Annotated in this window: 27 protein-coding genes; 7 read left to right on the forward strand and 20 right to left on the reverse strand. The window is 50.4% G+C overall.

Translation table 11 applies throughout. The features are described 5' to 3' along the window. Nucleotides 1-8: 8 nt before the first annotated feature. The 6 genes from HV311_RS20060 to lafA form a co-directional block, all read right to left on the reverse strand. The gene (locus tag HV311_RS20060; protein WP_191220394.1) at nucleotides 9-479 is read right to left on the reverse strand and encodes a flagellar basal body-associated FliL family protein; all 471 of its coding nucleotides are present in this window, start codon (nucleotides 477-479) and stop codon (nucleotides 9-11) included. A gap of 7 nt (nucleotides 480-486) precedes the next feature. Then, nucleotides 487-1662 carry a flagellar hook-length control protein FliK gene (locus HV311_RS20065; RefSeq protein ID WP_191220395.1) on the reverse strand — a complete coding sequence of 392 codons (1176 nt, stop codon included), beginning with the start codon at nucleotides 1660-1662 and terminating at the stop codon, nucleotides 487-489. Next, nucleotides 1659-1976, reverse strand: a complete 318-nt coding sequence (locus HV311_RS20070; protein WP_016151855.1) for a hypothetical protein — start codon at nucleotides 1974-1976, stop codon at nucleotides 1659-1661. Before HV311_RS20070 ends, HV311_RS20065 begins: the two co-directional genes overlap by 4 nt. A gap of 4 nt (nucleotides 1977-1980) precedes the next feature. Beyond that, nucleotides 1981-2373 (reverse strand): flagellar export chaperone FliS, encoded by a 393-nt coding sequence (fliS, locus tag HV311_RS20075; RefSeq protein ID WP_003843794.1) that lies wholly within the window; start codon nucleotides 2371-2373, stop codon nucleotides 1981-1983. A 32-nt stretch (nucleotides 2374-2405) separates the two neighbouring features. Beyond that, nucleotides 2406-3731: a flagellar filament capping protein FliD gene (fliD, locus tag HV311_RS20080; protein ID WP_191220396.1), complete on the reverse strand. Its 1326-nt coding sequence runs from the start codon at nucleotides 3729-3731 to the stop codon at nucleotides 2406-2408. Nucleotides 3732-3927: 196 nt separating this feature from the next. Continuing rightward, on the reverse strand, nucleotides 3928-4842 hold the full coding sequence (lafA, locus tag HV311_RS20085; protein ID WP_181629159.1) for a lateral flagellin LafA: 915 nt from the start codon (nucleotides 4840-4842) through the stop codon (nucleotides 3928-3930). 555 nt (nucleotides 4843-5397) lie between these two features. Here lafA and HV311_RS20090 point away from each other — a divergent pair. Beyond that, entirely contained in the window at nucleotides 5398-6348 is a 951-nt protein-coding gene (locus tag HV311_RS20090) for a transcriptional regulator (RefSeq protein WP_191220397.1), read from the forward strand. Continuing rightward, nucleotides 6326-6805 carry a hypothetical protein gene (locus HV311_RS20095; RefSeq protein WP_016151851.1) on the forward strand — a complete coding sequence of 160 codons (480 nt, stop codon included), beginning with the start codon at nucleotides 6326-6328 and terminating at the stop codon, nucleotides 6803-6805. The genes HV311_RS20090 and HV311_RS20095 overlap by 23 nt, the downstream gene beginning before the upstream one ends. On the opposite strand, the gene HV311_RS20100 is transcribed toward HV311_RS20095, so the two are convergent. The 12 genes from HV311_RS20100 to flgB all read right to left on the reverse strand — a co-directional run bounded on the left by HV311_RS20100 (nucleotide 6802) and on the right by flgB (nucleotide 16871). Beyond that, the gene (locus HV311_RS20100) at nucleotides 6802-7803 is read right to left on the reverse strand and encodes a hypothetical protein (RefSeq protein ID WP_046275411.1); all 1002 of its coding nucleotides are present in this window, start codon (nucleotides 7801-7803) and stop codon (nucleotides 6802-6804) included. The genes HV311_RS20095 and HV311_RS20100 overlap by 4 nt on opposite strands. Nucleotides 7804-7828: 25 nt before the next feature. Then, nucleotides 7829-8758 (reverse strand): flagellar hook-associated protein FlgL, encoded by a 930-nt coding sequence (gene flgL / locus HV311_RS20105; protein ID WP_019076091.1) that lies wholly within the window; start codon nucleotides 8756-8758, stop codon nucleotides 7829-7831. A gap of 17 nt (nucleotides 8759-8775) precedes the next feature. After that, a complete protein-coding gene (gene flgK, locus HV311_RS20110) occupies nucleotides 8776-10152 on the reverse strand; it encodes a flagellar hook-associated protein FlgK (RefSeq protein WP_047498449.1) in 1377 nt (458 codons plus the stop codon). A 98-nt stretch (nucleotides 10153-10250) separates the two neighbouring features. Then, nucleotides 10251-10553, reverse strand: a complete 303-nt coding sequence (locus HV311_RS20115; protein WP_029139422.1) for a rod-binding protein — start codon at nucleotides 10551-10553, stop codon at nucleotides 10251-10253. Nucleotides 10554-10561: 8 nt separating this feature from the next. Further along, nucleotides 10562-11683, reverse strand: a complete 1122-nt coding sequence (locus tag HV311_RS20120; RefSeq protein ID WP_191220398.1) for a flagellar basal body P-ring protein FlgI — start codon at nucleotides 11681-11683, stop codon at nucleotides 10562-10564. 14 nt (nucleotides 11684-11697) lie between these two features. After that, the gene (gene flgH, locus HV311_RS20125; RefSeq protein WP_029139421.1) at nucleotides 11698-12363 is read right to left on the reverse strand and encodes a flagellar basal body L-ring protein FlgH; all 666 of its coding nucleotides are present in this window, start codon (nucleotides 12361-12363) and stop codon (nucleotides 11698-11700) included. A gap of 68 nt (nucleotides 12364-12431) precedes the next feature. Continuing rightward, nucleotides 12432-13217 carry a flagellar basal-body rod protein FlgG gene (gene flgG / locus HV311_RS20130; protein WP_019076088.1) on the reverse strand — a complete coding sequence of 262 codons (786 nt, stop codon included), beginning with the start codon at nucleotides 13215-13217 and terminating at the stop codon, nucleotides 12432-12434. Between the two features lie 30 nt (nucleotides 13218-13247). Further along, a complete protein-coding gene (locus HV311_RS20135) occupies nucleotides 13248-13985 on the reverse strand; it encodes a flagellar basal body rod protein FlgF (RefSeq protein ID WP_016151844.1) in 738 nt (245 codons plus the stop codon). A gap of 9 nt (nucleotides 13986-13994) precedes the next feature. Beyond that, complete coding sequence (gene flgE, locus HV311_RS20140) at nucleotides 13995-15197, reverse strand: flagellar hook protein FlgE (RefSeq protein WP_019076087.1); 1203 nt, start codon at nucleotides 15195-15197, stop codon at nucleotides 13995-13997. Nucleotides 15198-15223: 26 nt separating this feature from the next. Further along, the gene (locus HV311_RS20145; protein WP_191220399.1) at nucleotides 15224-16090 is read right to left on the reverse strand and encodes a flagellar hook capping FlgD N-terminal domain-containing protein; all 867 of its coding nucleotides are present in this window, start codon (nucleotides 16088-16090) and stop codon (nucleotides 15224-15226) included. Then, a complete protein-coding gene (gene flgC / locus HV311_RS20150; protein WP_016151841.1) occupies nucleotides 16090-16521 on the reverse strand; it encodes a flagellar basal body rod protein FlgC in 432 nt (143 codons plus the stop codon). The genes HV311_RS20145 and flgC overlap by 1 nt, the downstream gene beginning before the upstream one ends. A gap of 2 nt (nucleotides 16522-16523) precedes the next feature. Continuing rightward, on the reverse strand, nucleotides 16524-16871 hold the full coding sequence (gene flgB / locus HV311_RS20155; RefSeq protein ID WP_016151840.1) for a flagellar basal body rod protein FlgB: 348 nt from the start codon (nucleotides 16869-16871) through the stop codon (nucleotides 16524-16526). 82 nt (nucleotides 16872-16953) lie between these two features. Here flgB and flgA point away from each other — a divergent pair, with 82 nt between their 5' ends. The 5 genes from flgA (at nucleotide 16954) to HV311_RS20180 (ending at nucleotide 22245) form a co-directional block, all read left to right on the forward strand. Further along, nucleotides 16954-17724: a flagellar basal body P-ring formation chaperone FlgA gene (flgA, locus tag HV311_RS20160; RefSeq protein ID WP_191220400.1), complete on the forward strand. Its 771-nt coding sequence runs from the start codon at nucleotides 16954-16956 to the stop codon at nucleotides 17722-17724. A gap of 96 nt (nucleotides 17725-17820) precedes the next feature. Beyond that, entirely contained in the window at nucleotides 17821-18108 is a 288-nt protein-coding gene (flgM, locus tag HV311_RS20165; protein ID WP_016151838.1) for a flagellar biosynthesis anti-sigma factor FlgM, read from the forward strand. 12 nt (nucleotides 18109-18120) lie between these two features. After that, complete coding sequence (flgN, locus tag HV311_RS20170; protein ID WP_047498461.1) at nucleotides 18121-18549, forward strand: flagellar protein FlgN; 429 nt, start codon at nucleotides 18121-18123, stop codon at nucleotides 18547-18549. A gap of 133 nt (nucleotides 18550-18682) precedes the next feature. Then, nucleotides 18683-19627, forward strand: a complete 945-nt coding sequence (locus HV311_RS20175) for a lysine-N-methylase (protein ID WP_191220401.1) — start codon at nucleotides 18683-18685, stop codon at nucleotides 19625-19627. 56 nt (nucleotides 19628-19683) lie between these two features. Further along, nucleotides 19684-22245, forward strand: coding sequence for a glycosyltransferase (locus HV311_RS20180; protein WP_191220402.1), 2562 nt, complete (start codon nucleotides 19684-19686; stop codon nucleotides 22243-22245). A 52-nt stretch (nucleotides 22246-22297) separates the two neighbouring features. Here the strand turns inward: HV311_RS20180 and HV311_RS20185 are convergent, their stop codons facing one another. Then, entirely contained in the window at nucleotides 22298-23554 is a 1257-nt protein-coding gene (locus HV311_RS20185) for a methyltransferase domain-containing protein (protein ID WP_191220403.1), read from the reverse strand. 36 nt (nucleotides 23555-23590) lie between these two features. Beyond that, nucleotides 23591-25681, reverse strand: a complete 2091-nt coding sequence (locus HV311_RS20190; RefSeq protein ID WP_223952525.1) for a glycosyltransferase family 9 protein — start codon at nucleotides 25679-25681, stop codon at nucleotides 23591-23593. Nucleotides 25682-25687: the final 6 nt, after the last annotated feature.

The raw sequence follows: 25687 nt of genomic DNA on the forward strand, positions 1-25687 counted from the left end.
CTTGTCGCTTATTGAAACACGACTTTTTTCACCAATATGTCCTTATACGGTGTCGCCATTTTGCGTTTCGCTAATTCAATTTTCAGATTTTCAAAAACTTTCTTTCTGATATCGGAGATCTTCAGCGCCCGAATCTCTTCATATTTCATATTCGAGAGTTCATCTACCGTAATACTTTGATAGAGCGGTTCGTCTTTCTTAATTTTTTCAGCGTCTTTCTCTGAATCAACGACCATTACCAGCTCTGCCACCATGTATCGGTCTGTCCCTTCACTATCATGAAGCGTAACCACCGTTTCCGGCAGAGAGACAAATATGCTGCTGCTCTCATCCTGATTTTCTTCGGGTATCTCAGCGGTTTTTGCTGCCTTAGCTGTCGCACCTTTATTCATAAAATGATAAATACCCCATCCAGCCCCACCAGCAATACCCAGAGCAACGACAGAGCTGATCACACACGCAATAACAATTTTCTTCATCTTGCTTTTACACTTTGATCAGAACGGATTCGTTCTGTTGAAATTGAGGTTCGTCGTTAAGCGTTAGCGCCGACGTCACCTCGTCCTGTTGATGGCCTGACTGCTGTTGTTGCTGTTGCGATTGTCCCTCGGAAGAGACCTGAACATTCACTTCCATGAAGTTCTGCGCCGTGAGGTGCTGGCGTAAGTTCTCGCTAAATTGCTGCAACGAGCGGCAGACATCGCCCTGATTTGCGCCGATGTGCACCATCAGCTTTCCTGCGTCCAGCTGCACGGCAATTTCCAGTTTGCCCAACGATGGCGGGTCTAGACGAATGGTCGACACCTGCTGTTGCTGACCCAACTGGAACTGAATTCTGTCTTTGAGCAGCGCGGTGAGCTTCTCGCCGAGCTCCTCTGTTGACAGCGTGGTAGGCGCGGAAACTTGCGTCGACACCACGTTGTGGTCGCTCAGGGCATTTACCGGCTGAGTTCCCTGCGCCGCCGTATTGAGCAAACTTTGCGACGCAAGCGATGGGTTAACCGTTACGTTATCCGTTTTTCTCACCGCCATCGGGCGAGGAACGGCGTGATCCGCTGACTTCACCCGGGCGGAAATTTGCTGTGAGGTCGAAAGCGAGACAGGTTCAGGCGCGATCGCGCGCAGATCCTGGGCGGAGAATGTCGCCAGTTTGGCCTGCTGATCCGGGGTAGCCTGGGGCAAATTCTCGGTGATCGATGCCAGTAACGTTTGCAGCTTTGGCGACAGTGACGATAAATCCGTGGCGTGCTGCTCAGCCGACGGCATGGATTGTTTTCCTTGCCCGGCCATCGCGCTCGCCAGTTGGCGCAAAAGCGCAGACCCCGCCCCCGTAGTTTGCGCCTGCGTCAGCATTTTCAGCATCTCACCGTCAGGCTGCTTCTGCGCCGCCGCAGGCGTTAACGGCTGTGCCGGTTGCGCCAGTAACATCGCCAGCAATGCCTGCATGGCCGCAGGATCTGCATCATCGCGTTGATGCTCAGGCAACGACGCCTGCTGTTGGTTTATTTTTGCGCCGGCCAAACGTTCAGCCACCGCATTAAGCCCGGCCTGCGGTAAAGAAAACGTGCTGCCGCTCGTTGACGTTGTTGGGGCCGAAATAGCCGCTTTTTCCGGTGTGGCCTCTGCCAACGCACTGGCCGAGGCCAGTAATACAGGATTCATGCCTTCTCCGAAATTAAATTAACCATTGAGTACGCCAACATTCCTTCCTGATTTTGCTGATGTTGATCCATGCGCGCTTTGAGTTCTTCCGCACGCTGCGTTCGTCGGGCAATCAGCACCTCAAACGCCGCATGCAGGGTGTCTTTGACCTCTCGCAACGCGGTGGCATCGGTTTCCCAGGCGGCATAGTCATGAAAAACGCGCATCACCTGCTGATGCAGGCCGGGTAATCGGCGCCAACGCTTTCGATCCAGCGCCTCGTTCATCTCTTTTACCAGGGCATAAAGCTGCTGTTGCTGACGCTCTCTTTCCATCGTCTTATCCCAGCTTTGCCGACAGACCTTCCCAGCCTGTGCGTAGATTGGTCAGGATGAGGATCACTTCATCAATTTTTTCCAGCGACAATTCGCCGCTGGCTTCATACAGGCGGTAGACGCAGTGGTCATACAGCCGGGACAAATTCACCACCAACTCGCCGCCCGTTTCAAACTCCAGCGAGCTGGTTAAGGCGTTGAGAATATCGATGCATTTGTTGATGCTTTGCGCCTTGCGCTCATAGCGTTTGTTCTCAATGTGGCTTTTGGCGCGTTCCAGCTCGTCCATCAGCCCCGAAAACAGCACCAGCACCAGCTCTAATGGCGATGCTGCTGCGGTACGCGCAGCAAGATCCATCTCTTTGTATTGCGAATAACCATCCTGCGTGTCATACATTTAATTTTTAATCCTTCTACTAAATCAGCCGGTTACATAAACGCGGCCATACTCATTTTCATGGAGTACGTTTCCACCAGCGTATTGGTGTACTCTTCCACATAGCGCTCGTAGTTGGTGTTATAGGTTTCAGTCAGCTGATCGCTTTCGTCCTGAATTTTGCTCTGCTGGTCATCAATGTTTTCCTGGCGCAGGGCGATGATGCCGTTGCTGGAATCCAGATAGCTTTCCATCAGGTCGTCCATCTGCGCGACCATGCTGTCCTCCCCGACAAAAATAGCGGTCAAACCGTCCGGGTTTTCTTCCATTGCTTCGCTGAACTGAGTGGAGTCAATTTGTAAGTGACCGTCGGAATCCAGCGTGATGCCATAATCAACAATCGACACGCCACCGTAAGACGCGTGAGCAATATCATCCATCTGATTTGCCAGCGAATTCATCCCGGCGTCACCCGCAAAAACTCCGGACGCCGTGTCGTCATCGCCGTAGCTGGTCAGTGAATCGATGGTGTCGACCAAGGTGTTGTAGGCATCAACAAAGGTCTGTACTTTGGCCTGCGATCCGCTGGAGTCTTCCGCGACGGTAAAAGTGGTCACATCGTTAGGATCATCAGGATCGCTAACCTCAGAAAAAGTCATCGTCACGCCGGGGATAACATCATCGAAGGTATTGGTGCTGCTGGTGATCGCAGGGCCATCCTCGTTACCGAGGTGAATAATGGCGTCCTGCGCTTGCGTTATCGGTTGTTCACTGGAGGATTCCGCCGTAGCCAGATCGGTGTTACCCGAAACGCTCACCGAAAAACCGCTTTGCTCACCGGTGGTATCAGAGGTCAGCATGATGGTGGTCGTGCCGTCGGTCTTAACCAATGCCGCCGACACGCCTGGGTTATCGTCCGAGTTATTAATCGCATCAACCAGTTCACTGGCATCAACACAGTTATCGCCATCCTCATCGACCGTAGACAGGTCAATATCCATGGTTGTGCCGTCATCCATGGTTATCTCAAATGAACCCGTCGCGGCGTAAGTATCGTCGCTCATGCTGAACGTGGTTTGTTGCCCCTGTGCTAACTGCGAAACATAAAATGAGTAGGTCCCCGCCTGTGCCTGCGAGTTAGCCGACACCGTATTCGACTCATTATTTGTGGTGGCGGAAAACGTCAGTGGGCCGTCGGTGTCGCTGTTCAGCGCATCGATTGCCGTCTGAAAATCAGTCAGCGCGGTACTTAGCGAGTCCAGACCGCTGCTCTCAGCATTCAACTCGTTCTGTTGGTTCTGCAGATTCGTCGCCTGGGTGGCAATATCGGCGTAGGCAAATTGTTGTGCTAATTTTTGGATCGGACTCGTATAGCTCATGATCAATGACTCCGTGCAACGTTATTTATGTAAAAGCAAAATACATGCCAATAATTTTTATAATTAAAATTCAGTAAGTTAACTTAATGGCGGAAATGATTTTTCCCTTCCCCAGGAAGGTTTCCAGGTAAAAGCCAGGTCGCTGAAAGCACAACACCGCCGGGTGGCGGTGTTGTAAATGACGTTAAGTCAGGAATTACTGCAGCAGGCTGGAAACCATGCTGGACATGCTGTTGGACTGCTTCAGCATGGTGATGCCGGTTTGCATCAGCACCTGTTGCTGGGTCATGTTGGACGCTTCCGTCGCGTAGTCGGTATCCATAATGTTACCGATCGCCACTTCAGTGTTGTCCTGCATGCTGGTCAGGTTAGCGGCGGTATCGTTCAGACGGTTGATAGATGCACCCAGTTTGGACTGGATCTTAGACACGTCGTCCATTGCAGTCTGGATAGTAGTGATCATCTGGTTTGCAGAACCAGAAGCGGTCAGCTCAGTACCACCGGAAATGCCTGCAGTACCGGTCGCATCTAACTGATCAGCTTCGAAAGAGTTGCTAACGCTGTTTAAATCGGTAACCAGAGAGTCCAGTTGGCTGGAGATATCAACGGTCATGGTGTCAGAAGATTCAGCACCAACCTGGAAGGTTACCGCCCCCTGGAACAGGCCGTCTTTGCCGGTGTTGCTGGTACCGGAAACACCGAACAGGTTGGTGCCGCCGTAAGTGGTGTTCTGCAGCATATCGGACATCTGCTGACCCAGTTCGTCGTATTCGTCCTGCATCGCCTGCAAATCTTCGTCGCTGTAGGTTCCGTTCGCTGCCTGAGTGGACAGGTCTTTCATACGGCCCAGTACGTCGGTCATTTCGTCAAACATGCTGTCTGCAGTTTGCAGCATCGCAGTCGCGTCCTGAATGTTGCTCAGCGCAACGCCCATACCGCTGGACTGCGCAGTCAGACGGTTGGCAATCTGTTTGCCCGCAGCATCATCTGCAGAAGAGTTAATACGGTTACCTGTCGCCAGACGTTCCATAGAAGTAGACAGTGATGCGCTGCTTTTGTTGATAGCGTTAACAGCGGACATTGATGCGGTATTAGTATTAATCGATAACATGGTACTGCTCCTTGGGAATAATCGTTTTCGTTTCGATACTCTGTAAAAACGACCACCCCTTCGGAAAACTTAAAGCGCTGCAGAAAAATTTTTTACGCCTTGCACAACATCGTTAACGCGAGAGATAAAACGTCTCCCACCTCTATTTTAGCTTTCCGTGCTCCTCACCAAAACAATCACTACATAAGGAAGATCTCAATCAAGATTTAATTAAAAGATTATTAGAAATATCTAATAAAGACCCGATCGATTACGCACCTGCTATGTTAACCTTATGATAAAAATAAGATTATACTTAGATAAAAATGTTTTAAAGAGCCTGGTTATAACTTTATTTTACATTTGGTTGCAAATGCCCTGTATTTTTATATTGTGAGTCTCAGACACTTTCGCTACATTTCCAATCCTCTTTTGCACAGCATAAAAAACACTCAATACCGATTTACCTGCTGTTTCTCAGGCAGAAGACATCTCAATTTCTCCAGAATTTTAATGCACTGATTTTTAACGGTGTGACACCAGGGATATAAAAATCTTGCGCGGGTATAATAAACCATGAGTATTGTAGTCAACAATTGGCGGATGGACTCTTCGCTTAATGCGTTAATCCACTGTGAAACAGGTGAGATACGTCGCCTGGGCGAATACCATTTTATTCTGTTAGAGACATTAGCTAAAAATGCCGATGTTGTTTTATCTCGTTCATTTTTAATGACCGCTGTCTGGAAGAATCGCATCGTCGGTGGAAATAGTCTGCCGACAGCCGTTCACGCCCTGCGCGTCGCTATTGATGATGATGGTAAACAACAAGAAATTATAAAAACCATACCAAAAAAAGGGTATTTGTTTAATAAACTCTATCTAACTGAAATCATTGCTCCTAATGAAAATAAGGTTGATGACAGCGCCAGTGAGGTAACCGAAGAGAATGCTGAGGTAGTTGAAATCCTCGCGTCTGAGGAGCAACTGCCATCAACAACAACAGAAAAAATAACCTTAAATAACAGTTCATTACATGAAGTCAGCAAGAAAAAACTGGCAACCAAACATCATCCTTATCGGGCTGTTCTGATTACCTTGCCCGTTATCGTTGTCGCTCTGTCGCTGTTTGCACTGATCTCATATTTTAAAGCGCCGTCATCCACTAAAACGGAAGAAACTCCACAACTGGTTAAAGAAACGCTTGAAAATGCCAACCGTATTACGGTCTATCAACTTTACGATCCAGGTGAGAATAAGAAATCGTTATCGCTTGTTTCAAAACATATTCTTCCTGGTATAGAGCAAATCAATCAACTGTTGGTCGCGCATAGCGCCTCGATGACCCTTTATTATCGGGTCTCGTTGAACAAACTCGCACTTGATATTGTGATGAGCAATCAATGCAATGATAGCTGGCAGTTAGCACTAAGCTTTGATAACTGGCTAAATAAAGATAACGAAATGAATGGTATTTTAATTAAAGAAGTGGAGAAAATGTTAAATGAAATGCCAAAATGCAAATAATTACGCTTTTTATATCCTGGCTATTTCCTCCCTATTTTTTAGTTTTCTGGCCCATGCCCACATTGAGCACACGGTTATTGCCTATTATGATCTTAACGCCGGAAGGAATGCACATTACCAACTTATTCTGAGCCCACAACACAAGGATACGGCCCTTACGCTCATCCCTTTGGAACATAATAACCAGGTTCCTTCAGTATTCGAGATCTCCACTTGCCTTAATCGTTCTACAGAATCATCTCAACAAGGTGAGCTTCATTTTAGCGATGCGAAAGCGGATAATAACGATCTCCGCTTATCCAATTTCAGTTCCTTTATTGTTGAGCATAACCTTCATACGTGGTGGATTCATTTAAACCCGCAGCAAAATTTGCTCTTCACTCAGGATGTAGGAGGCCTGTTAATCACAGACCCCTCGGCATTTACCTTTTCGACAACATCTTGTCAGCAGAATTAACTTAATAAGCTACGGACAGTCTGGCTGGAAAGCCGGGCTTGTCCGTTGACCGCCTGGGCTAAAACCTGATAGTTGTGATTAGCATGATCCAGTACCCCGCCCAGTGATTCAGATGCTTTAACCGCACTTTCTGCCTGTGGAAAACGCGCCATACCGTCAATCAGCTGCCGGGCCTTCTCCTGCTGCGCGGCCATTTGCGCGCGCTGATCGCCAATCGCATCCAGCGCCTGCTGTAACCCATCCTGAGTGCGGGAACTGCCCTGCGCGATATGTTGCAGAAGCTCATCTGAACGAGAGGGATCGGCAAATGTCTTTAGCAGAGTAAACGCCGAGGACTTCGCGTCAACATCACGTACGCTCAGGGTTTGTTGGATCTGCTGCCATTGCTTCTCCGTCGTGGAAAAGCTCAGCGCCCCCTGCTGATCGTGCACCTGTACACCGACACGGCGCAGTGCGTTGCTCATCATCATTTTGTATTGACCAGGATCCAGGTCCTCGCCTACCACCACCGCAGAGTGCTGCGTCTGCCGCCCGTCAGAAACACTGAACATGCGTGAACTTATCGCGTTTTTTTGCAGCATCTGCGCCAGTTCAGGCGAGTGAAAAGTGACTCGTGCCTCACCCTGTAAAACCGGACGCAACTGCCTGTCGACCGCATCACCGGACAATGCTGGCCGTTTTTCCAGCCACTGAGTTAGTTCAGCCCCCTTCTGCTGCAGCGCCTGTCCGCCGCGGCGAGAAGCGTGACGAAAGTCCAGCAAATGCTGCTCCAGTTGACCCAGGTAGTGGTCAGCTTGCTGCAGCGTGGTGAGCTGATCGTTAAGCTGCACGCTGTAGCGCTGAGGCCGGGTAGTAATAAGGGGTGAGGCCGGGTAATCACTCGCCGTTGCGGGTAACTTTTGACGGACAGGGGCATTCTGCGCAACGGTATGCTGCTGCACAGAAGGATTAAGCGCTCCGCTACCGGAGAGTGATGTTGTATTTAAACCGACCTGCATACTATTCCTGAGCTACTGCTAACTGTTAAATCACACTGAAAAGGTTTAACTCACTCACTTTGGAGTAGGTTTTTAAAGTGGCTTCCATCGCCATTTCCAGACCGGTAAAGGTAATGGAGGCTGGGCCATAATCCAGATCGCTCAACTGACTGATAAGCTGATCGTTGGAGGTAGTGATATCCGTCTGAGCACTGCTCAGCATGCTCATCGTATTCTGCGTTTCACCAATGGTGGCTATAGAAGCGTTGAGCGCGTCTGAGGCCACATCCACCGTATCAATGGCATTTTGAATATCGCTTTGCACCTGTGGATCGGCAGGGTCAACCGACGGATCCTGTAATTCTTTCGACAACGACGTCAGAGTGTTCAGAACGTCGAGGCTATCGCCGAAGAAATCGCTGACTGCCACATTGGTATCAACCTCAACGCCATTGGACACCGTGGTCTGGCGATGATCGTCGTTACCCTGATAGGTATAACTGTCAGTCACCCCGTCACCGTCCTCATCTACCGCGACAATGGGCGGTTGATCGTTCACCGTCCCGCCAAACACATAGTGACCGTCTTCATCCTGATAATTCAGCGCCGAGACCATCGCTTCGGTCATCGACTGAATATCCTGCCCCAGGCTGGATAACGACTCGGCGGTGTTGGTGCCGTTGGCGGCCTCCAGCAGATCGTCGCGAATCGCTAACAGATCGTTGTTGACGCCATCCAGAATAGACTCCTGCTGGCTCATCCCCGCCGAGGCGGAATCAATATTAGTTTGATACTGATCGAGAGCCGATTGCTGGCGGTTAAGCTGGGTGATTCGTGTCGCAGCGATAGGATCGTCTGACGGCAGCAGAATACTTTTCCCTGTCGCCATCTGCGTGACAACGTGGGAAAGATCGCTGGAAAGGTCGTTAAAACTCTGCGTCATAGACACATAGGATTGTTGGGTAGACACGCGCATGATAATAGCCCTCCAGATTAACTACACATTTCCAGCACAGAGTCGAAAATATCTGCGCCCGTTGAGATAACTTTGAGGTTGGCCTCGTAAATTTGCTGGTAGGTAATGAGGTTCACCGCTTCTTCATCCATGCTGACGCCGCTGACGCTGCTCTGCTGGTTCTGTGCTTCGGAGTACACGTTCGCTGCCGCTTGCGCTTCCGTCTGGTTTTGCTGGCTGTAAATACCGATGTTACTGATGATTGATGAACAGGCTTCGCCCACGGTTACGCTACCAAGCCCCTCGATATCTAACGGTTCGGTTGAGAGGTTGATCAGCGCCTGCAGGTTATCGCTGTTGCCGCTTTCATCCGGCGAACTGGAAAACGCCAGCTCATCGGCGGTGATATCGGGGTTCACTTCCAGCGGGCCATCCGAGGAGTTTTCGTCATAAATAAACAGCGGCTCGCCGGGATTTCCGTTCAGGTCGTAGCCCTGCGCCAGTTGGGTGTTAACCGCATCGGCAAACTGCTCTGCCATGCTGTTAATCGTCCCCGTCAATGGCGTCAGTACCTCATTCTGATAATCAAACAGCGCGCCCAGCGAGCCGCCGGTATCGGTGTTCATGGATGACGTGGTTCCGGCGAACGTCAGCGACATGCTCTGCGTGCCGTCGGCGTTGGTCTCCAGTTCGAGGGTAGAACTCTCTTGCCCGCTCACCAACGGCTGACCGTTTTGCAGCGTGACGTTGTAGTTACCTTCATCATCAATATTGACCTGAACATCCATAATGCCGCTCAGTTCTTCCACCATCTGGTCGCGGGCATCGTAGAGCGCAGACGCGTTATCCCCGTTGGCTTCGGCTTCAGTGATCTGCTGGTTGTAGCTGGCAATACCGCTGGTAAGCGTATTCACCTGCGCCACCATCGCCTGCTCCTGACTAACGATTTCACTGCTTTGCGAATCGATATAATCAAGGGTGTTATCCACGCGCAGCGCCAGCGCGCCGGACTCGCTGATCACCTGCTCACGCAGAGCAGAGTCATCCGGGCTGGTGGTGGCTTCGTTTAACGCGGCAAAAAAGTTGTCAAAGCCGCCGCTCAGGCTGCTGTTATCATCGCTGAGCACGGTTTCCAGTTGAGTTAAATACGTCTGCTGGGTGTTGTAATAACCGTAATCGCTGGCGGCATACCAGACCTGGTTCACCTGATACTGGTTGGATACCCGGCGAATACTGTCCACCTGCACACCGTTACCCGCACTGTTCGCCGAGCCTGAGCTTGCGCCAATAGTACTGGTGACGGCCACCTGCCGGGTATAACCGTCGGTCATGGCGTTCGCCGTGTTTTGCGCCGTTACGTTAAGCTCCACCTGCGCAGTAGATGCGCCGCTGTAGCCAATGTTAATCATGTCCATCAAAGAGTCCTCGCCGGTCAGTTCCCCGGTCTGTCGTTAACAACCTTGCCGATTAAAAGCGGCGAAAAAACCTCAGTTCTTAAGCCGCCGCGCAACCTTTATCCTTTGTGATGCGGGGAGAGCTGTTTAACGATCATCGCCGCAATCCCAATACCGTGCTGCTGGGCCAGGCTGTTACATAACTGATCGTCGTAAAACCCCTGCATCATGCGCACCGAGTCGCTGTTAAACGGGTTATCTTTGGAGTCGAAGATCTCATTGGTTTTACGCATTTCTTTCAGCATGTTGCGTAAGAAAATGGCTTCAAACTGCTGGGCGGCTTTCTGCAAATCGTTATCTTTAATTTTCGGGCCCATTAACGCATCGCTACCGTCAATGCCCCCGCTATGATTCACTTTGATGTCGGCCATTAAATGACCTCCAGATCGGCATCCAGTGCCCCAGCTTCATGCAGGGCCTGTAAAATGGACATAATGTCGTCCGGCGTGGCCCCGAGGCTGTTGAGCGCATTAACCAGCGTTTTCAGGCTGCTGGATTCAGGCAGCGTAATCATCCCCGGTCGGGCGTGATTCACCGAAATATTGCTCTGCGGCGTCACCGCCGTACGACCGCCGGCAAAGGCATTCGGCTGGCTGACGTTGCTGCTTTCATTGATGGAAACCGTCAGGCTGCCATGCGATACCGCCGCTGCGTGCAGGGCAATGCCATCCCCCATCACCACCGTGCCGGTACGCGAGTTAAACACCACGCGGGCGCGTACTTTTTCTGCCTGAACCTGGACGTCATCTAACTGAGACATAAAGGCAACGCGCGCCCCTGGGCTGGTTGGCGCACGAACGCTGACGTTGGTCGAGCTTTGTGCCGTAGCAATGCCGCCAAACGAGGCGTTGATCGCCGCCGCAATATTATTGGCATCTTTAAAGGAGGGACGTTTCAGATTAAGCGTAATGGTGTCACCCATCTGGAAATCGCTGGGAATTTCACGTTCGACTGACGCGCCATTCGGTATCAGTCCGGCAGTGGGGGTATTCACGGTCACGCTGGAGCCGCTAGCCCCGCTCGCGTTCATCCCGCCCACCACCACGCTCCCTTGTGCGAGGGCATAAACCTCCCCATCTGCGCCATGGAGCTGGGTGAGCAATAACGTACCGCCGCGCAGGCTTTTGGCATCGCCAATCGACGAGACCGTGACATCAATGGTCTGCCCACGCGAGTACATTGGCGGCAGCATCGCGCTGACCGCTACCGCCGCGACGTTTTTCACCTTCGGATCGATTTTACCCGGCAGTTGTACCCCGAACTGGCGCAGCATGTTGGTAATAGTTTGGTTCGTGAATTTGACCTGGTTTTTATCCCCGGTTCCGTCCAGCCCCACCACCAGGCTGTAGCCAACAAGTTGGTTTTCCCTGATCCCCTGGACGTTGACCAGCGACTCCAGAGATTGCGCCTGCGTAGTGCCGGGCAGCACCAGGCTCAGGGCGATAACGATGCCGTTTAACGCCTTCATCCAGCGCCCGCTTATGTGTTGCATATTAAAATCCTGCATTAGATCGGGAAGAGAGGATGGTTAAACAGACGCGTCAGCCAGCCCGCCGCATTGGCATCGCTCAATGCGCCACGGCCCGCATAGGAGATACGCGCATCGGCAATGCGCTGCGATGAGACGGAGTTGTCGTTTTGAATATCATCGGCGCGCACCAAACCACTCAGGCGAATGTACTCATCCCCCTGGTTGAGGGTGAGCCATTTTTCACCGCGAATTTCCAGAATGCCGTTCGACTGTACCGAGTGCACCGACACCGTAATTTCGCCACGCAAACTGTTTTGCTGCTGCGAGGTCGCCGTCCCGTTGAAGTCGCGATTGGCGTCCACGGAAGCGGAAAGATTATCTTTGGTATGCCCAAAAAGAGTCGGTGCGCCGATATCAACGGTATTGTTCTTGCCGAAATTGGTTTTCGCCTGTTTGCTCGACTGGGTGGATTCTTCCAGCATCACGGTCAGGATGTCGCCCACCCGATAGGCGCGGCGGTCTGCCGTCAGCGACCACTTGTAACCCGTTTCGAACACTCCTCCCGCGCGACCATCCGCCGTTGGCGGCAACTCGGTTTTGGGAGGAGCAAAGAATTCGTCATTTTTTTTGACCAGGAGGGCCTGCGATTCGCACCCGCTTAACAGGGGCAGCAGTACCACCAGCCAGAGATAATTTTTCACGTTCTGCCTGTTTACTTTAAATTTGCCGGATAAGGCGAAACCGCTATCCGGCATTTCACATTCTTGAATTACAGCGTCTGACTAATAAACTGCAGCATATCGTCTGCCGCAGAGACCATTTTGGCGTTCATCTCATAGGCGCGCTGCACGTTAATCATCGCCACCATTTCGTTGACAATATCCACATTCGAGCCTTCCAGCGCGCTGTCCTGCAAGGTGCCCAGACCATCTTCCCCCGGAATACCTTCCGTCGGTTGACCGCTGGCTGCCGTTTCCAGATACAGGTTGTCGCCTTCGGCTGAAAGCCCCGCCGGGTTGGCGAAATTCACCAGCGTCAGTTGCCCCAGTTCGGTCGGATCGCTGTCGCCAGGCAGGATCGCCGTCACGGTGCCATCTTCGCCAAATGCCACGTTGGTCGCGCCTGCGGGAACATCAATTTCCGGTTGCAGCGGCAACCCCTGGGCGTTGGTTAGCACGCCGTCGGCGTTAATCTGCATATTGCCGTCACGGGTATACGCAATATCCCCGTTGGCCTTTTGCACCTGCCAGAACCCCTGCCCCATGATGGCCACGTTCATCGCATTGTCGGTGGTTTCCACATTCCCTTCGGTGAAGGTTTTTTGGGTTCCAACGATGCGCACACCGCTACCGAACTGCATTCCGGTCGGCATGATGTTGTTTTGATCGAGCATGGCGCCCGGCGCTTCCTGAGTCTGATAAAACAGATCCTGGAACATCACGCGGTCACGCTTAAAGCCCGTGGTGTTGACGTTGGCGATGTTGTTGGCAATCGCACTCATCTCAGCATCCTGCGCCGACAGGCCGGTTTTACTGATCCATAACGCTGCGTTCATAAAACTTTATCCCTGATTAAAGGCTACGACTCAGGAGCCGCGTAGCAGCCTGTTGCCGGAGTCGCTGAGATCTTCAGCGGTTTTCATCATCTTGATTTGCGCTTCAAACTGGCGGTTCATCGCAATGGACGACATCATTTCGCTCACCGCAGACACGTTACTGCCTTCCAGAAAGCCGCCGCTTACTTTGATGTTTTCATCGCGCTGGGCCGGTACGCCATCCGCCGTCACCAGCATTCCCTCGCTGTTTTTCGCCAGATTAGCGACCGGGATATCCACCAGCTTCAGCCGATCGATATCCATCGTGGCGGTAACATCACCGTCGTCAGGCGTAACCGAGAGCGTGCCGTCGCTGCCGAAAGAGGCAATCGCGTTTGGCGGCAAAATAATCGGGCCGTTATCTCCGAGCACCACGTTACCGTCGATGGTCAGTTGCCCTTGATCGTCCTGCTGAATATTGCCGTTGCGGGTATAGACCTCGTTTCCGGCTTTGTCCTGCACGGCGATATAGCCCGTCCCCTGAATGGCGACGTCCAGCGGGCGCTCGGTTTTTTCCGCCACGCCGGTGCTGTCATTGACGCCGCTGGGGCTTTCCTTCGCCATAAAACGCGTATCAAAACCACCGCCCTTCACTTTGTCATTACTCGCCATCGCCATATCCGCGCGAAAACCATTGGTGTTGACGTTGGCGAGGTTGTTGGCGCTAATTTGCTGCTCTTGCAACGTCTGGGTGGCGCCGCTCAGCGCGGTATAAATCAACCGATCCATTTCTTAGCCTTACATCGCCTGGAAGAGAGCCTGATCCAGCTGCGTACTGGTGGAAATCACCTTGGTGTTCGCCTGGTAGTTACGCTGGGCGGTCATGAGATTGACCAGTTCGTTGGTGATATCCACATTAGAGCTTTCGAGCATGCCGGAGGAGAGCGTGCCGCAGGAGCCGGAGCCAGGTGTGCCTATCAGCGGCGTACCGGATTCGCCCGTCTGTACCCAGGCAGTACCGCTCACTGCTTCCAGTCCGTTCTCATCCGGGAAGGTGGCGAGTACAACCTGGCCCTGCAGCATGCGCTCACCGTTGCTGTAGGTGGCGTACACTTTACCGTCGTCATCGACCTGCACGCCGTTTTGCGTTGCCGATGCGTATCCGGTCGCGGAATTGGTGGTGACCGAGAAATCAGAGCCGTACTGAGTACAATCGGAGTAGTCAATCGTCATTGAAATCGGTGCGGCTTCATCGGTGGTGAAGGTGATGGTTTGCGGCGTGGTTGGAGCCGTCAGCTTGCCGGTATTTGGGTCGAAGGTCAGCGTAGTCGGCGGTACACCGCTCTGCGCTTCACCATCAAAGGTGTATTGCACTTCCCAGGTGTTATCCGCCGTTTTAGTAAAGTACTGGCTAACCGAGTGCTCATTACCCAGCGAGTCATACACGGTGGTGGTGTAGCTGTCGGTGTAGGTATCGCTGTTGTTGGCATCAAACGGCACGGTTGCGCGATCGATTGTTTCATCACTGGCGTCAAAGTTTGCCGTGAAGGTCATGCTGTCCGTGGCCTGCGCCGGGATGTTGCCGGTTTTAATCTGGATATCGGTAACGGTACCGGTTTGCAGCGTGCCGCTGTCATCAACCGGATAGCCCTGCAGGTAATCGCCGGACGCATTGACGATATAGCCGTTTTTGTCCGTCACGAAGGAACCCGCGCGGGTATAGGAGATGTTCCCGGCGCTGTCGCACATCACAAAAAAACCATCGTCGTTGATCGCCAGATCCAGCGCATTACCGGTTGAAACCATAGAGCCGCCGGTGGAGATGCTTTGTGCCGAACCCGCCACGCTCACGCCCATCGCCTGCGTTCCGGCATACATGGCGGAAAACTGGGTGGTCATCGATTTATACCCAACCGTACCGGAGTTTGCGATGTTGTTACTGATGCCATCAAGCTGTTCGTTGACGGCGTTCAGTCCCGTCGCTGCAATTTCATAACTCATTGTTTCTTCCTGTAATGTAAACGAGATCAGATCACGGTGTTGCTGTCGGCGTTATCGCCGCCGTCGTCAGTATCCGGCGGCGTGAAGTCATCAGTGCTGTCCGGAACGCCAAACTGGGTGATCATGGTGAAAGGCACTTCGCCAACGCCGTCAACGTTGAGCACTGGCGTGCTGCCATCGAGCGGAATACGCACATCTTCCACCATTCCGGTCACCTCAATCGGCACTTCCTCTTCTCCGGTATTGGTCACCACGGATACGCTGTAATCGCCCGGCGGGATGCCGTAATCCGCAGGATTGATGTCGAAATCAACCTGGCCGGGCCCGACGGAGGTTTCACCTTGCGGGATCAGCGACACGGTGTAGTCATCACCGGCTTCATCGGTAAAGTGCAGATCCACATCGGTACAACTGTCATCCAGCGTCACGCGTCCCTGGATCTCTTGACTGTTGTCTTCGATATCCAGCGAGGTGGTTTGCACCATGATGTCGTCGCCGACCATATTCCCCAGCGCCATCACCTGAATATTGCTCATCAGTACGGCGTTAGTGTTTGCCTCAACGCTCATCTCTTCCATCATGGCAACCTGCGCCATGGAGGCGAGCTGATCGATATAGGCCGTAGGATCGGTTGGATCGGTCGGGTCCTGGTTTTCAATTTCAGCCACGAACAGCGTCAAAAACGTATCAACCGCGGACGTTTCGGTGGACGTTGTCGTGGTTGGAGTACCGCTTGTCCCGCTGGTATTCGTTGTTGACGACGTTGAGGAAGAACTGCTGTCTCCCAGATTGCTGCTTTGCGCCGTAGCGCCGACGTTATTTTCAGCCACCGCCGTATTCTCCGAAGAAGGAGCCTGCGCCTGAGATTGGGCATACAGAGTCAGGGTATTCATTACACTTCTCCCAGTTTGAGTAAGCTTTGCTGCATACTTTTGACGTTATTCAGCACATCAACGTCGGTTTCAAAATCACGTGAGGCGGACATCATGTCGGCCATTTGCTCGACCACATTGACATCCGGATACCAGACGAAACCGTTCTGGTCCGCCATCGGATGGTGTGGCTCATAACGCTTCACCGCCCCGCCGCTTTGCATGACGTCCTGAACCTGTACGCTGGCACCATCAATGGCATGGCGGTTATGCCCACCCATCAGGCTATTGTGGTAAACCGCGGCAAAAACCGGGCTGCGCGCCTTATAGGCCTGCGCCTCGCTGCTGGCGGGAGATTCCGCATTCGCCATGTTGCTGGCGACGGTATTCAGACGGATGGTTTGCGCCGTCATCGCCGAGCCGGAAATCTGGTAAATATCAGTAAACGACATGGTTATTTCCCTTCGATGGCCTCTTTGATACCGCTAAGTTGCAGGTTCAAAAAGGTCAGACTGCTTTGATAATCCATACTATTTTGTGAAAACCGGGCCTGCTCGGTATTCAGCTCTACGGTATTGCCATCCTCTGAGGGCTGCATCGGCACACGGTATTTCACGTCAGCCTCGGGCAGCACATTTGTGCGACTTGCCCGTTGCATCTCAGCGGCAAAATCAATATCTTTAGCTTTGAAATTTGGTGTATCGACGTTTGCCAGATTCGCAGTCAGTAGCTCGGTCCTCTCAAGACGTAACTTCACTGCCTGCGGATGTACACCCAATGCCTGCTGAAAACTGATTCCCATTTCTTGCATCACTCCTGCGTAGATATCGCTGTTATTAGCAATATGTATGCCAACTTTTAAGTGATTGATGAGAAATGACTTTATGAAATTCCCCTTCGACATAAGGAAGCCTTCTTTCCCCTTTGCCGCGGAAATAATGCTGGCGTTATGCTGTGTCTTACCCGCACATGCCGCCGTCCATCCCATTCAGCACAGCGCCCGGGAACAGATCAACGCGCGGGTCATAACTGCCGCCGGTCATGAAATTGACGCGCTGGCGAAAAAACAGCAGTGGCAGGACTATCGCTACACGTTCAACGTCTATATTCCCTCAACGGTGAGCACCAGCGCGCTATGCGCAACAGCGCCCCAGATCACCTCCAGCACATCCCCAGGAATGGCCCTGACGCGAATGAACTTTGTGGTCAGTTGTCCGGGCAGCGCGGGCTGGCAATTTAACGTTGCGGTACGCCCCGACGTGTCGGTGCCGGTAGTGATGCCAAAGTCGTTGATTGCCCGAGATACGGTAATTACGGCCAACGACCTGCAGCTTAAAAAATTCAATATCAGCAACCAGCGGGAAGGATTAATGACAAATATGGATGAGGTGATTGGTCTCACCAGTAAGCGCGCCCTGCAACCGGGCAAACCGATTACCCGGAGCGAACTGGTTCAACCGGTGCTGGTCAAACGCGACCAACCGGTGATGATCGTCTCCCATACGGCCGGAATTACCGCCTCGATGCCGGGCGTGGCGTTGAAGAACGGGCGCAAAGGGGATGTGATAAAAATTCGCAACAGCAGCAGCCAGCGGATCATTAGCGGGATGGTGGACGATATCGGCGTGGTCACCACACTGACGGCTGAGCAGTGAAGGGATTTTTTGTGATGGGATTAAAGTTTTCCTCTCTTACCGTCGCTTTTAGCCAATAACAGATAACCAACCCAACGAAATATGTACGAGGTTGCTATGAAAATTACCCCGACTCTGCCAGGCGATCGCCCTGCATCTACAACCGGGCAGACGCGTTCAGACAAGAGCAGCACGCAGACCACTACCTCCAGCGCCGCGACGCTTTCCGCTGACGATATTACTCAGGCGGGATTGCAAACGGCGCAGCAAACGCTGAACAGCGATCCGCAAAGCGACGTTGATTACGACAAAGTGGCGCAAATGCAGGCCATGCTGGCCGCAGGCGACATGCAGGTTGATACCCAGCAACTGGCTGGTGACATGCTCAGCTTTTTCCAGAAATAAGAGGCCAAAATTGTGAGTACCAGGCTACAGCAGGTGAAAACGCTGCTTCAGGGTATCCGGGAGGACGGGACGCGATATGACGCGCTCAGACAGCAGTTGGAACAACAACGTCTGTGCATGATCCGTCGCGCCAGTGAAGAGCTGTTGGCGGTCAATGAGACGATTCAACAGCATTATGAGCAGTTGCAAAACAGCAGCCAGCAGCGCCGCTCAACCCTGCAACTGTTGGGCGTAAGCGTCGATCGTGCAGGGATGGAACAGGTGTTTAGCTGGTTGCCGGGCTTACAGAAAAGTGCCGCAGAGGGTTGGTGGCAGAGCCTTGAGCAAAAAGCGAAACGCTGCAAGACGTACAACGAAAAAAACGGCGAGTTGCTGATCCGCCAGTATGAATTTATTCAGACTTTTTTAGGCACCGAGCCGGATTTTATTTACCAGCGCTAAACCTTCCTTCCCTGACGCGGAAAACGACTTTCCGCGCATGCCCTAACTAATTGATATAAAGACAATAAAAATTCAGGCATGGATATTGCAGATGTAGCCAGATTATGAATTTAGGGATTGCTGAGAACACATTATGAGTATGATTGATTGTTATGAACCTGACTTTGTCCGGTTGTTTTTATCCCACCATCCGGATTCCGCTTTGCTGGCCGAAATGCGCTGGAAAACGGAAGTACGTCAGAGTCTGGTATTAACCGATCCGGCCAGCTGTCAGGCTGCGTTAGGCGATCCCAACGCCTTTGTGCTGCATACCTCGCAATGTGCAGCCGATGCGGACAGCCCGGCGTTATCTCCACGCGATCAGGTACTTAATCAATCTGCTCTGCATACCATCACGCTCCCCGGTTTGTCACCGGAACTGCGCTTGTATGCGCTGGGCATCATGCTCTCTTTTTCCGAGAAATGCCCTGGCGACAGCGATCCTATGCTTGAAAAACTGGCCTCGCTGCCGCAGGTTCTGGCCGCCCACGCGCAAAGCGGAAAACTGCAGGAGCAGTTCGTGCAACTGCCCAGCCTGCCCCAACTGCAGCGGGAGCTGATCACCCAAATGGGCAGTTGTGAGTTCAATTGGGATCTGTTGCCGGAAAGCACGCGCAAGCTGACCTTACCTCTGCAGGTAAGTCTGCTGATGCTCCAGGATGCAAACAGTGAGGCTATGCTTCAGCAGCAGTTGCAGGATCAGTGGTTAAATACCTATGAGCGCTACTTTGCCCATGACGCATGGATATTCAGTAACTATCTGATTTATCGCCTGTATCACGATACCTTCCCGCAGCACGAGAGTGAAAGCGCGCTGTTGCGCTTCTTCTGGCTGGTAGCTGACGTCTTTATGCTTCGCACCCTATTTTGCCTGTGGACAATGGATGATTCCACGCTGAGCCATGACGAAATCTACGCCCTTTTCGCGCTGTTTGAAGCGTGGCGCAACAGCGAGAATGCCCGCTCGTTGCGGCAGCATATTCTGGATATGCTGCCGGGAGATCCTCTGCTCTCGGCGTTTTCCCTGATCACACGTTAGCGCCTGTTGGCCGGGTGCATACCCGGTCCTTTTTCGAATCGCGAATACACATCACCATGTCTGAATCCTCCAAAGTACGTTCCGCCCTGACCGGCATCGTTAAAACGCTCGACACTGGTCGCGAAAAACCGTTTGTCAGCGTCATTACTCCCACGTGGAACCGCGGCGCTTTCTTACCCTATTTGCTGTATATGTTCCGCTATCAGGACTACCCTGCCGACCGCCGGGAGCTGGTGATCCTGGATGATTCCCCACAAAGCCATCAGTCAATCATTGACAGGCTGACGCAGAATCACCCGGAGAAATTCAATATTCGTTATATCTACCATGCGGAAAAACTGACGCTGGGAAAAAAGCGCAACATGCTCAATGCGCTGGCGTTAGGCGAATATATTCTCTGTATGGATGACGATGATTATTATCCGGCGGATAAGATCTCCTACACTATCGACATGATGCAGCGCCACCGGGCGTTGATTTCAGGTTCCGATCAGATCCCCATCTGGTATAGCCATATCAACCGCGTGTTCAAAAGCCGCAGCTTTGGCCCGCAGAACATTCTCAACGGCACCTTTTGCTACCACCGCAACTATTTAAAAAAGCACCGTTACGATGATGAATGTAACTTAGGCGAAGAGGAAGGATTCACTAATCAATTCACCGCGAACCCGCTGCAATTGCCGGGCGAGCGCACCATTATTTGTATCTCGCACAGTCAAAATACGTTCGATAAAGACTTTGTGCTGGGCAGCAGCGAGCCGCTGGAAACCTCGCTGGCACACTCGATTACAGACCCGATGCTGAAAAACTGGTATCAAAGTCTGCATAACGCCACCCATCATCAACCGATCCAGTGGGATTACATCGATCAGGTGGTGATCGTGAATCTGGACTCACGCCCGGATCGTTTAGCACACATCCAGCAAGAGCTGGCGTTTCTCAATTTCCCGGCGCAAAAGATCACCCGCCTTGCGGCGTCCGTTGCCACTAACGGCCAGGCTGGTCGCCGCCAGTCCCATCTGCAGGCGCTGCAACTGGCACAGCGTAACGGCTGGAAAAACTACCTGCTACTTGAAGACGATAGCGTGATCCTGAAGCAGGAAAAGCATATCCGGGTACTCAACTCGCTTCTGAACGCGCTGCCTGGTTTTCCGTGGGAAGTGGTTATCCTCGGCGGAGAAATTAAACAAGGACGCGAACTCAAAAGCCTCAATGGCATGATCCATGCCCGCGACTGCAATAAGGTTTGCGCCTATCTGGTCAACAGCAGCTATTACCCGGCATTGGCTCAGCATATGGAGCATGACCTCTCAGATACGCTCGAAGGACAATGGCAGCCGCTGCTGCGTGAAGGGAAATGGCTCTCCTGTTATCCGAGCATCTGCTATCAGCGCGCGGGATACAGCGATATTGAGAAAAAAGAAACCGATAACATCGGTTACTACTTCAACAAAATCAATAAGAAACCCGCCACCGTCAACACGCAGGTAAGCAACCCGCTTCCTACGGCATCCACGCAGATAGATGCCATTGGCTTCTATATGGAAACCTCGCTGCACTACGCGGTCTACCGCCCTATCATTACCGCGCTTCAGGCGATGGGCCATACCTGCTCGCTGCTGGTCAGTGACAAAATACCTAAATCGTTTCTGGATGAGATGACCGCGACGATTAAAGCCATCAACGACCCTGCGCTCGGCGGTACGCGTCTTTCAGCGGTCATTGAGAACCGTCAGCGCTTCCGGTGCCTGGTCAGCCCTTACTACACGCCACTGCTGAACGGGCTGGCGGATACCCATGTACGCACCCTGTATGGCCTGGCGAAAGAAGAGTGGAATCATGCCTGGTGGAACGCCTTTTATCACCGCATCCTGTGTTACAGCCACTATAGCCAGCACGCGCTTGATATCGGTGGCAGCGCCAAAGTGGTGGGCAATCCCCGTTTCGATGAGTGGCATAATCACACTTACGATACTGCGCTGCCAAAAAGCCTGAAGCTGAATGCGAAAAAGCAGACCATCCTGTATGCGCCAACCTATGGCGCGCTAAGCTCTCTCCCTCACTGGGCGGAACAGCTCAGCCGGTTAAGTCATGAATACAATGTCGTCACCAAACTACATCATGGCACCCTGCACAGACCGGAAGAAGCCGCCTCTCTGGCACTGGCGCTGCGCTATTTAAAAAACCGAATTGACGATCCACAGCATCTGCTGGCGCTTATCGCGCAGGCGGATTACGTCCTGACAGACAGCAGCGGCTTTATTTTTGACGCCATTCATATGAATAAACGCGTCATTTTACTGAGCTGGTCAGAGATGCCCTTGCTGCTCGATGGTCAACAAAGTTTCTCTACTCCTGACAGCGCTGATCAGCGTATTCGCGATGTTCTCCCGGTGGCACAGGATATACAGACGTTGCGCCACGCACTGTCATCCGCATTTGACTGGGCTGCGCTGGAAGCGCCACTGGAGGAGATTCGCCACCATTATTGCGATGCGTTTAGGGATGGTCAGGCGGGGAAACGGGCGGCTCAGGAGGTCGCCGCTTTGCTTACGGAAACAGAGAATGCCCACAGTAATACGCTATTACATAGTCTACAGAGAAAACTTTTTAGCTAAATTTCTGATATGAATTGGCGATAAAACCACCGTTAAACCGGTGGTTTTAATTTTATTGTGGTCGTTTTTTTATAACAATCTCGATACCACTTTCCGCAAATGGTGTGCGAGTTTGATCAAACCGAGGGAGACCAGACAAATAGCTATGATTTAGTAATTCAATTTTCTGAACGTCATGATTTGCGGTTATCGTCTGAATCAATTCCAATACATTTATCGATACCGGTGACCAACTACTTTTCTTGAAGATACTGAAAGTATGCTTGTGATCGGTATTAAAAGTCGATGGCCATACTTTTTGTTCATACATATCTTCGTCAGGAACAGTAATAATGAGATGACCATTTGGTTTAAGCACTCGCATCCAGTTATTGATAGCAATGAACGGGTCAACCACATGTTCCAGACAGTGTGCAGAATACACAAAATCAAAACTATCATCACTAACATTATCTAAGTATTGGGCATCACCTTGCGGTAAGTCATAGACCGTCACCGTTCTCATTAGAGGGAAAAGCGAGTGGTAAATCCCAATACTGTCCGGTCCTCCACCTATATCCAAACCAGCGCCAACAAACCAACGAGAAGTAAACCGTGCATCCATAAGTCGACGATTTACAGACATACTGGTCGTCCCCACAACGCCCCGGTTAATCAGAAACTTACTGGTAACATCCCCAGGTAAAATGAGTGGTTTAATCGCTTCACCAGCTAAACTATGCGGCCATAAAACTGCGTATCCAGTATCTTCAGGATACCAGTGCAAGGAGTGTGTATCGGCAAAACTCTCTAATAGTCCAATAAATTCATTAGCACGATCAAACCCATGATCGGCATATTCTGGTAAAGTACCACTTGTCACGGCAAAGTCTTTCAAATATATTCTGCAATCATCAATAATAACGATCGCATTATCAATTTTACCTTCCAGAATTCGCAACTCGTTAATTAGTGGCAAGCGAATATCTTTATCCCATTCGTCACTGCGATAGTGTTCATTGCAGTAATCTGAACCAGGATAATGAGCATCCAGAAAAATGAGACTACGGCGGCTCCTCAAAATATCATTGACCGCTTCCGAGTTCAGAAATGATAAGCTATCATCCGGACGAACTGTAATATTTTCATTTTTTTCTTGTAGTGCTTTTTCATACAATGGCTGATATATCTCACAGGACAACGCATGGTGAAAACCTGCCGACAATGCCATACGACATGAGTTACCAATACCATACCCAGTTTCAACCAAATGCGTCACCTGGTATTTTTCAACTATTTTGCGTAAAGGAAAACGACCTAAAAACCCCATAACCACTCCATTTAGAATATTTAATCATAGAAATACTTAAGAATTTTTCACATAATCATCAGAACTCAAAAATAATTGAATCTGATGCCAAAAATATTCGGCGGTAACCTTCTTCATGCACCGATATTTTTTCTCATTCGGACACCAGACAGAAAATTCATCACCTCGTGGACGTGTAAATTCTTTGCCCAGTTTGTTTTTAACGAATTGCGGACTCATGATAAGGTGACCGCATTGACCAAACTGACATTCTGTATCAATACCCATAGCATTCCACCCATACCGACCATTCCTGTAGGGCAATCGGTAACTGGCCGGAATAATAGAGTACAACGCGCAAATAGCAATTGAAGTGAGTCCAGCAAGTGCGACAGGACCAGAATCACAAGCAACCAGTAGCTGACACCGCTCCATCAAATAAATCATCTCAAGCATAGAGAACTGATTAATGCAATTGATAGCCTCCGGGATATCTATATCCATCATCTTCTTCTCTTGATACTTATTATTATCGCTGCCAATAATGACAACTTTCCAGCCTGCAGCAATAAAGTATTTCGCGAGTTGATTCCATCCCTTTTCGGTCCACGTCCGGTTTGGAGAGCCTATATTGGGATGTAATAAGACTGTTTTTTCTTTCTGCAAATAATGATTATGAATAAAATCATTGACGTTTTTCTTATCCAATGACGCCAATGAAATCATAGGCTGCTTATTACACAAGGAATGATTATGAATACTATCACCGATAAAAGCATCCGTCATATGTTCAGATGCTACTATATCCTCCCAGTGGCCAAGGAAATGAAATTTATTTTCCTGACGCGCAATCGCAATATCAATAAAAGCATCTTCTGTCAGCGCATTGATATCCCAATACTGTGCCACCACAGGACTTGAAGCGATAAGGTCATGATACAATTTGTGTGCAATAAAGATAAAATCCTCATCATGACATTCTCTAAATGCAGTGAGGCAACCCAACGCGTAGATCGCGTCCCCCATCGACCCAGGACAATAAAATACCCTTTTCTTAAACGAACCGGGTTTAACACCAACTAACTCATTTACATGATAAATTTTCTTATTGCTAAAGTTGATGTGACCAGCGTACTTATCAGTATCTTCTGGTAACTCTGTTGTTAGAAAAAATAGAATACTTTTCTCTGGCGCTTGATATAGTTCATCTGAAAAATATCCGGCAATGGCTAAAGGTAATATTTGTAGAACCTTTAAAAAATTAAGAGTGATTAACTCAGGGAGTTTGATAGCCTTGCATCCCAACTGACGTAATATTTCACCATCGACTTCACCCTCTTTCTTTTCGCGGAAGAGAAGGATTTTATCTTCAGAAATTGCAAATTCATTGATTGCATGCTGAATAACGTCCACAAGCGCTTCTTGATGTTGTTTTTTCAGCGAGGGAAAGCGAGGTGAGGTGCTGAGTAATAGTAGAGATGACGAGCTTATCTTTCGTAATTGAGAATAAATACCATTTGGTATCTTGAATAGTTCCAGAAAATCCGTTATTTTATTTTCATCGATTGCCGGTACATTACCACAAAGCAATTTCTTTGAATTTTTGAATGAGCTATTCTCTTGTAGATAATAAGTTGTTGTTAACACTTTATGCCAGGCATATCCGGCGGCAATATTCCACTCATCTTTTGGCATGTTATGATTATTATTTAATGCCATACTTATGGTATTACCATATCCAGTGACCAATTTATTAAATAAATTTACTGGGATTTTTTCAAGTGCAGAAGCAGCAACTAGCTCGGCTATCTCTCCTTCATAAACATGAAGATGGATTAGCGACCGAAGAGAGTTTAATCTCATCAACAACGGAATAAGTAAGTCATAGCTTTCAGCCAGCGCCGCATGGATATCTAGTGCTGTTGGCGAGAGCTTAGTTAGTACATGTGATATTTTATCCAGCGCAGGCAGTAGTGTGGATTCATTATATTTAAAAACAATATTTGAATTCTTTTCCAGCCATTTTTCACTCAATTTATCAGAACAAATAAATAATATATTAACTACTCCATCCATATCTTGAATAAAATTGGACATTTGAAGCGGCAGCGTAACTTCTTTAGTTTCAATGAATAGTCTTATTTTCATATTATT

Origin of the sequence: Citrobacter sp. RHBSTW-00881, from assembly GCF_013728515.1 — a bacterium.
GTDB lineage: Bacteria > Pseudomonadota > Gammaproteobacteria > Enterobacterales > Enterobacteriaceae > Citrobacter > Citrobacter braakii.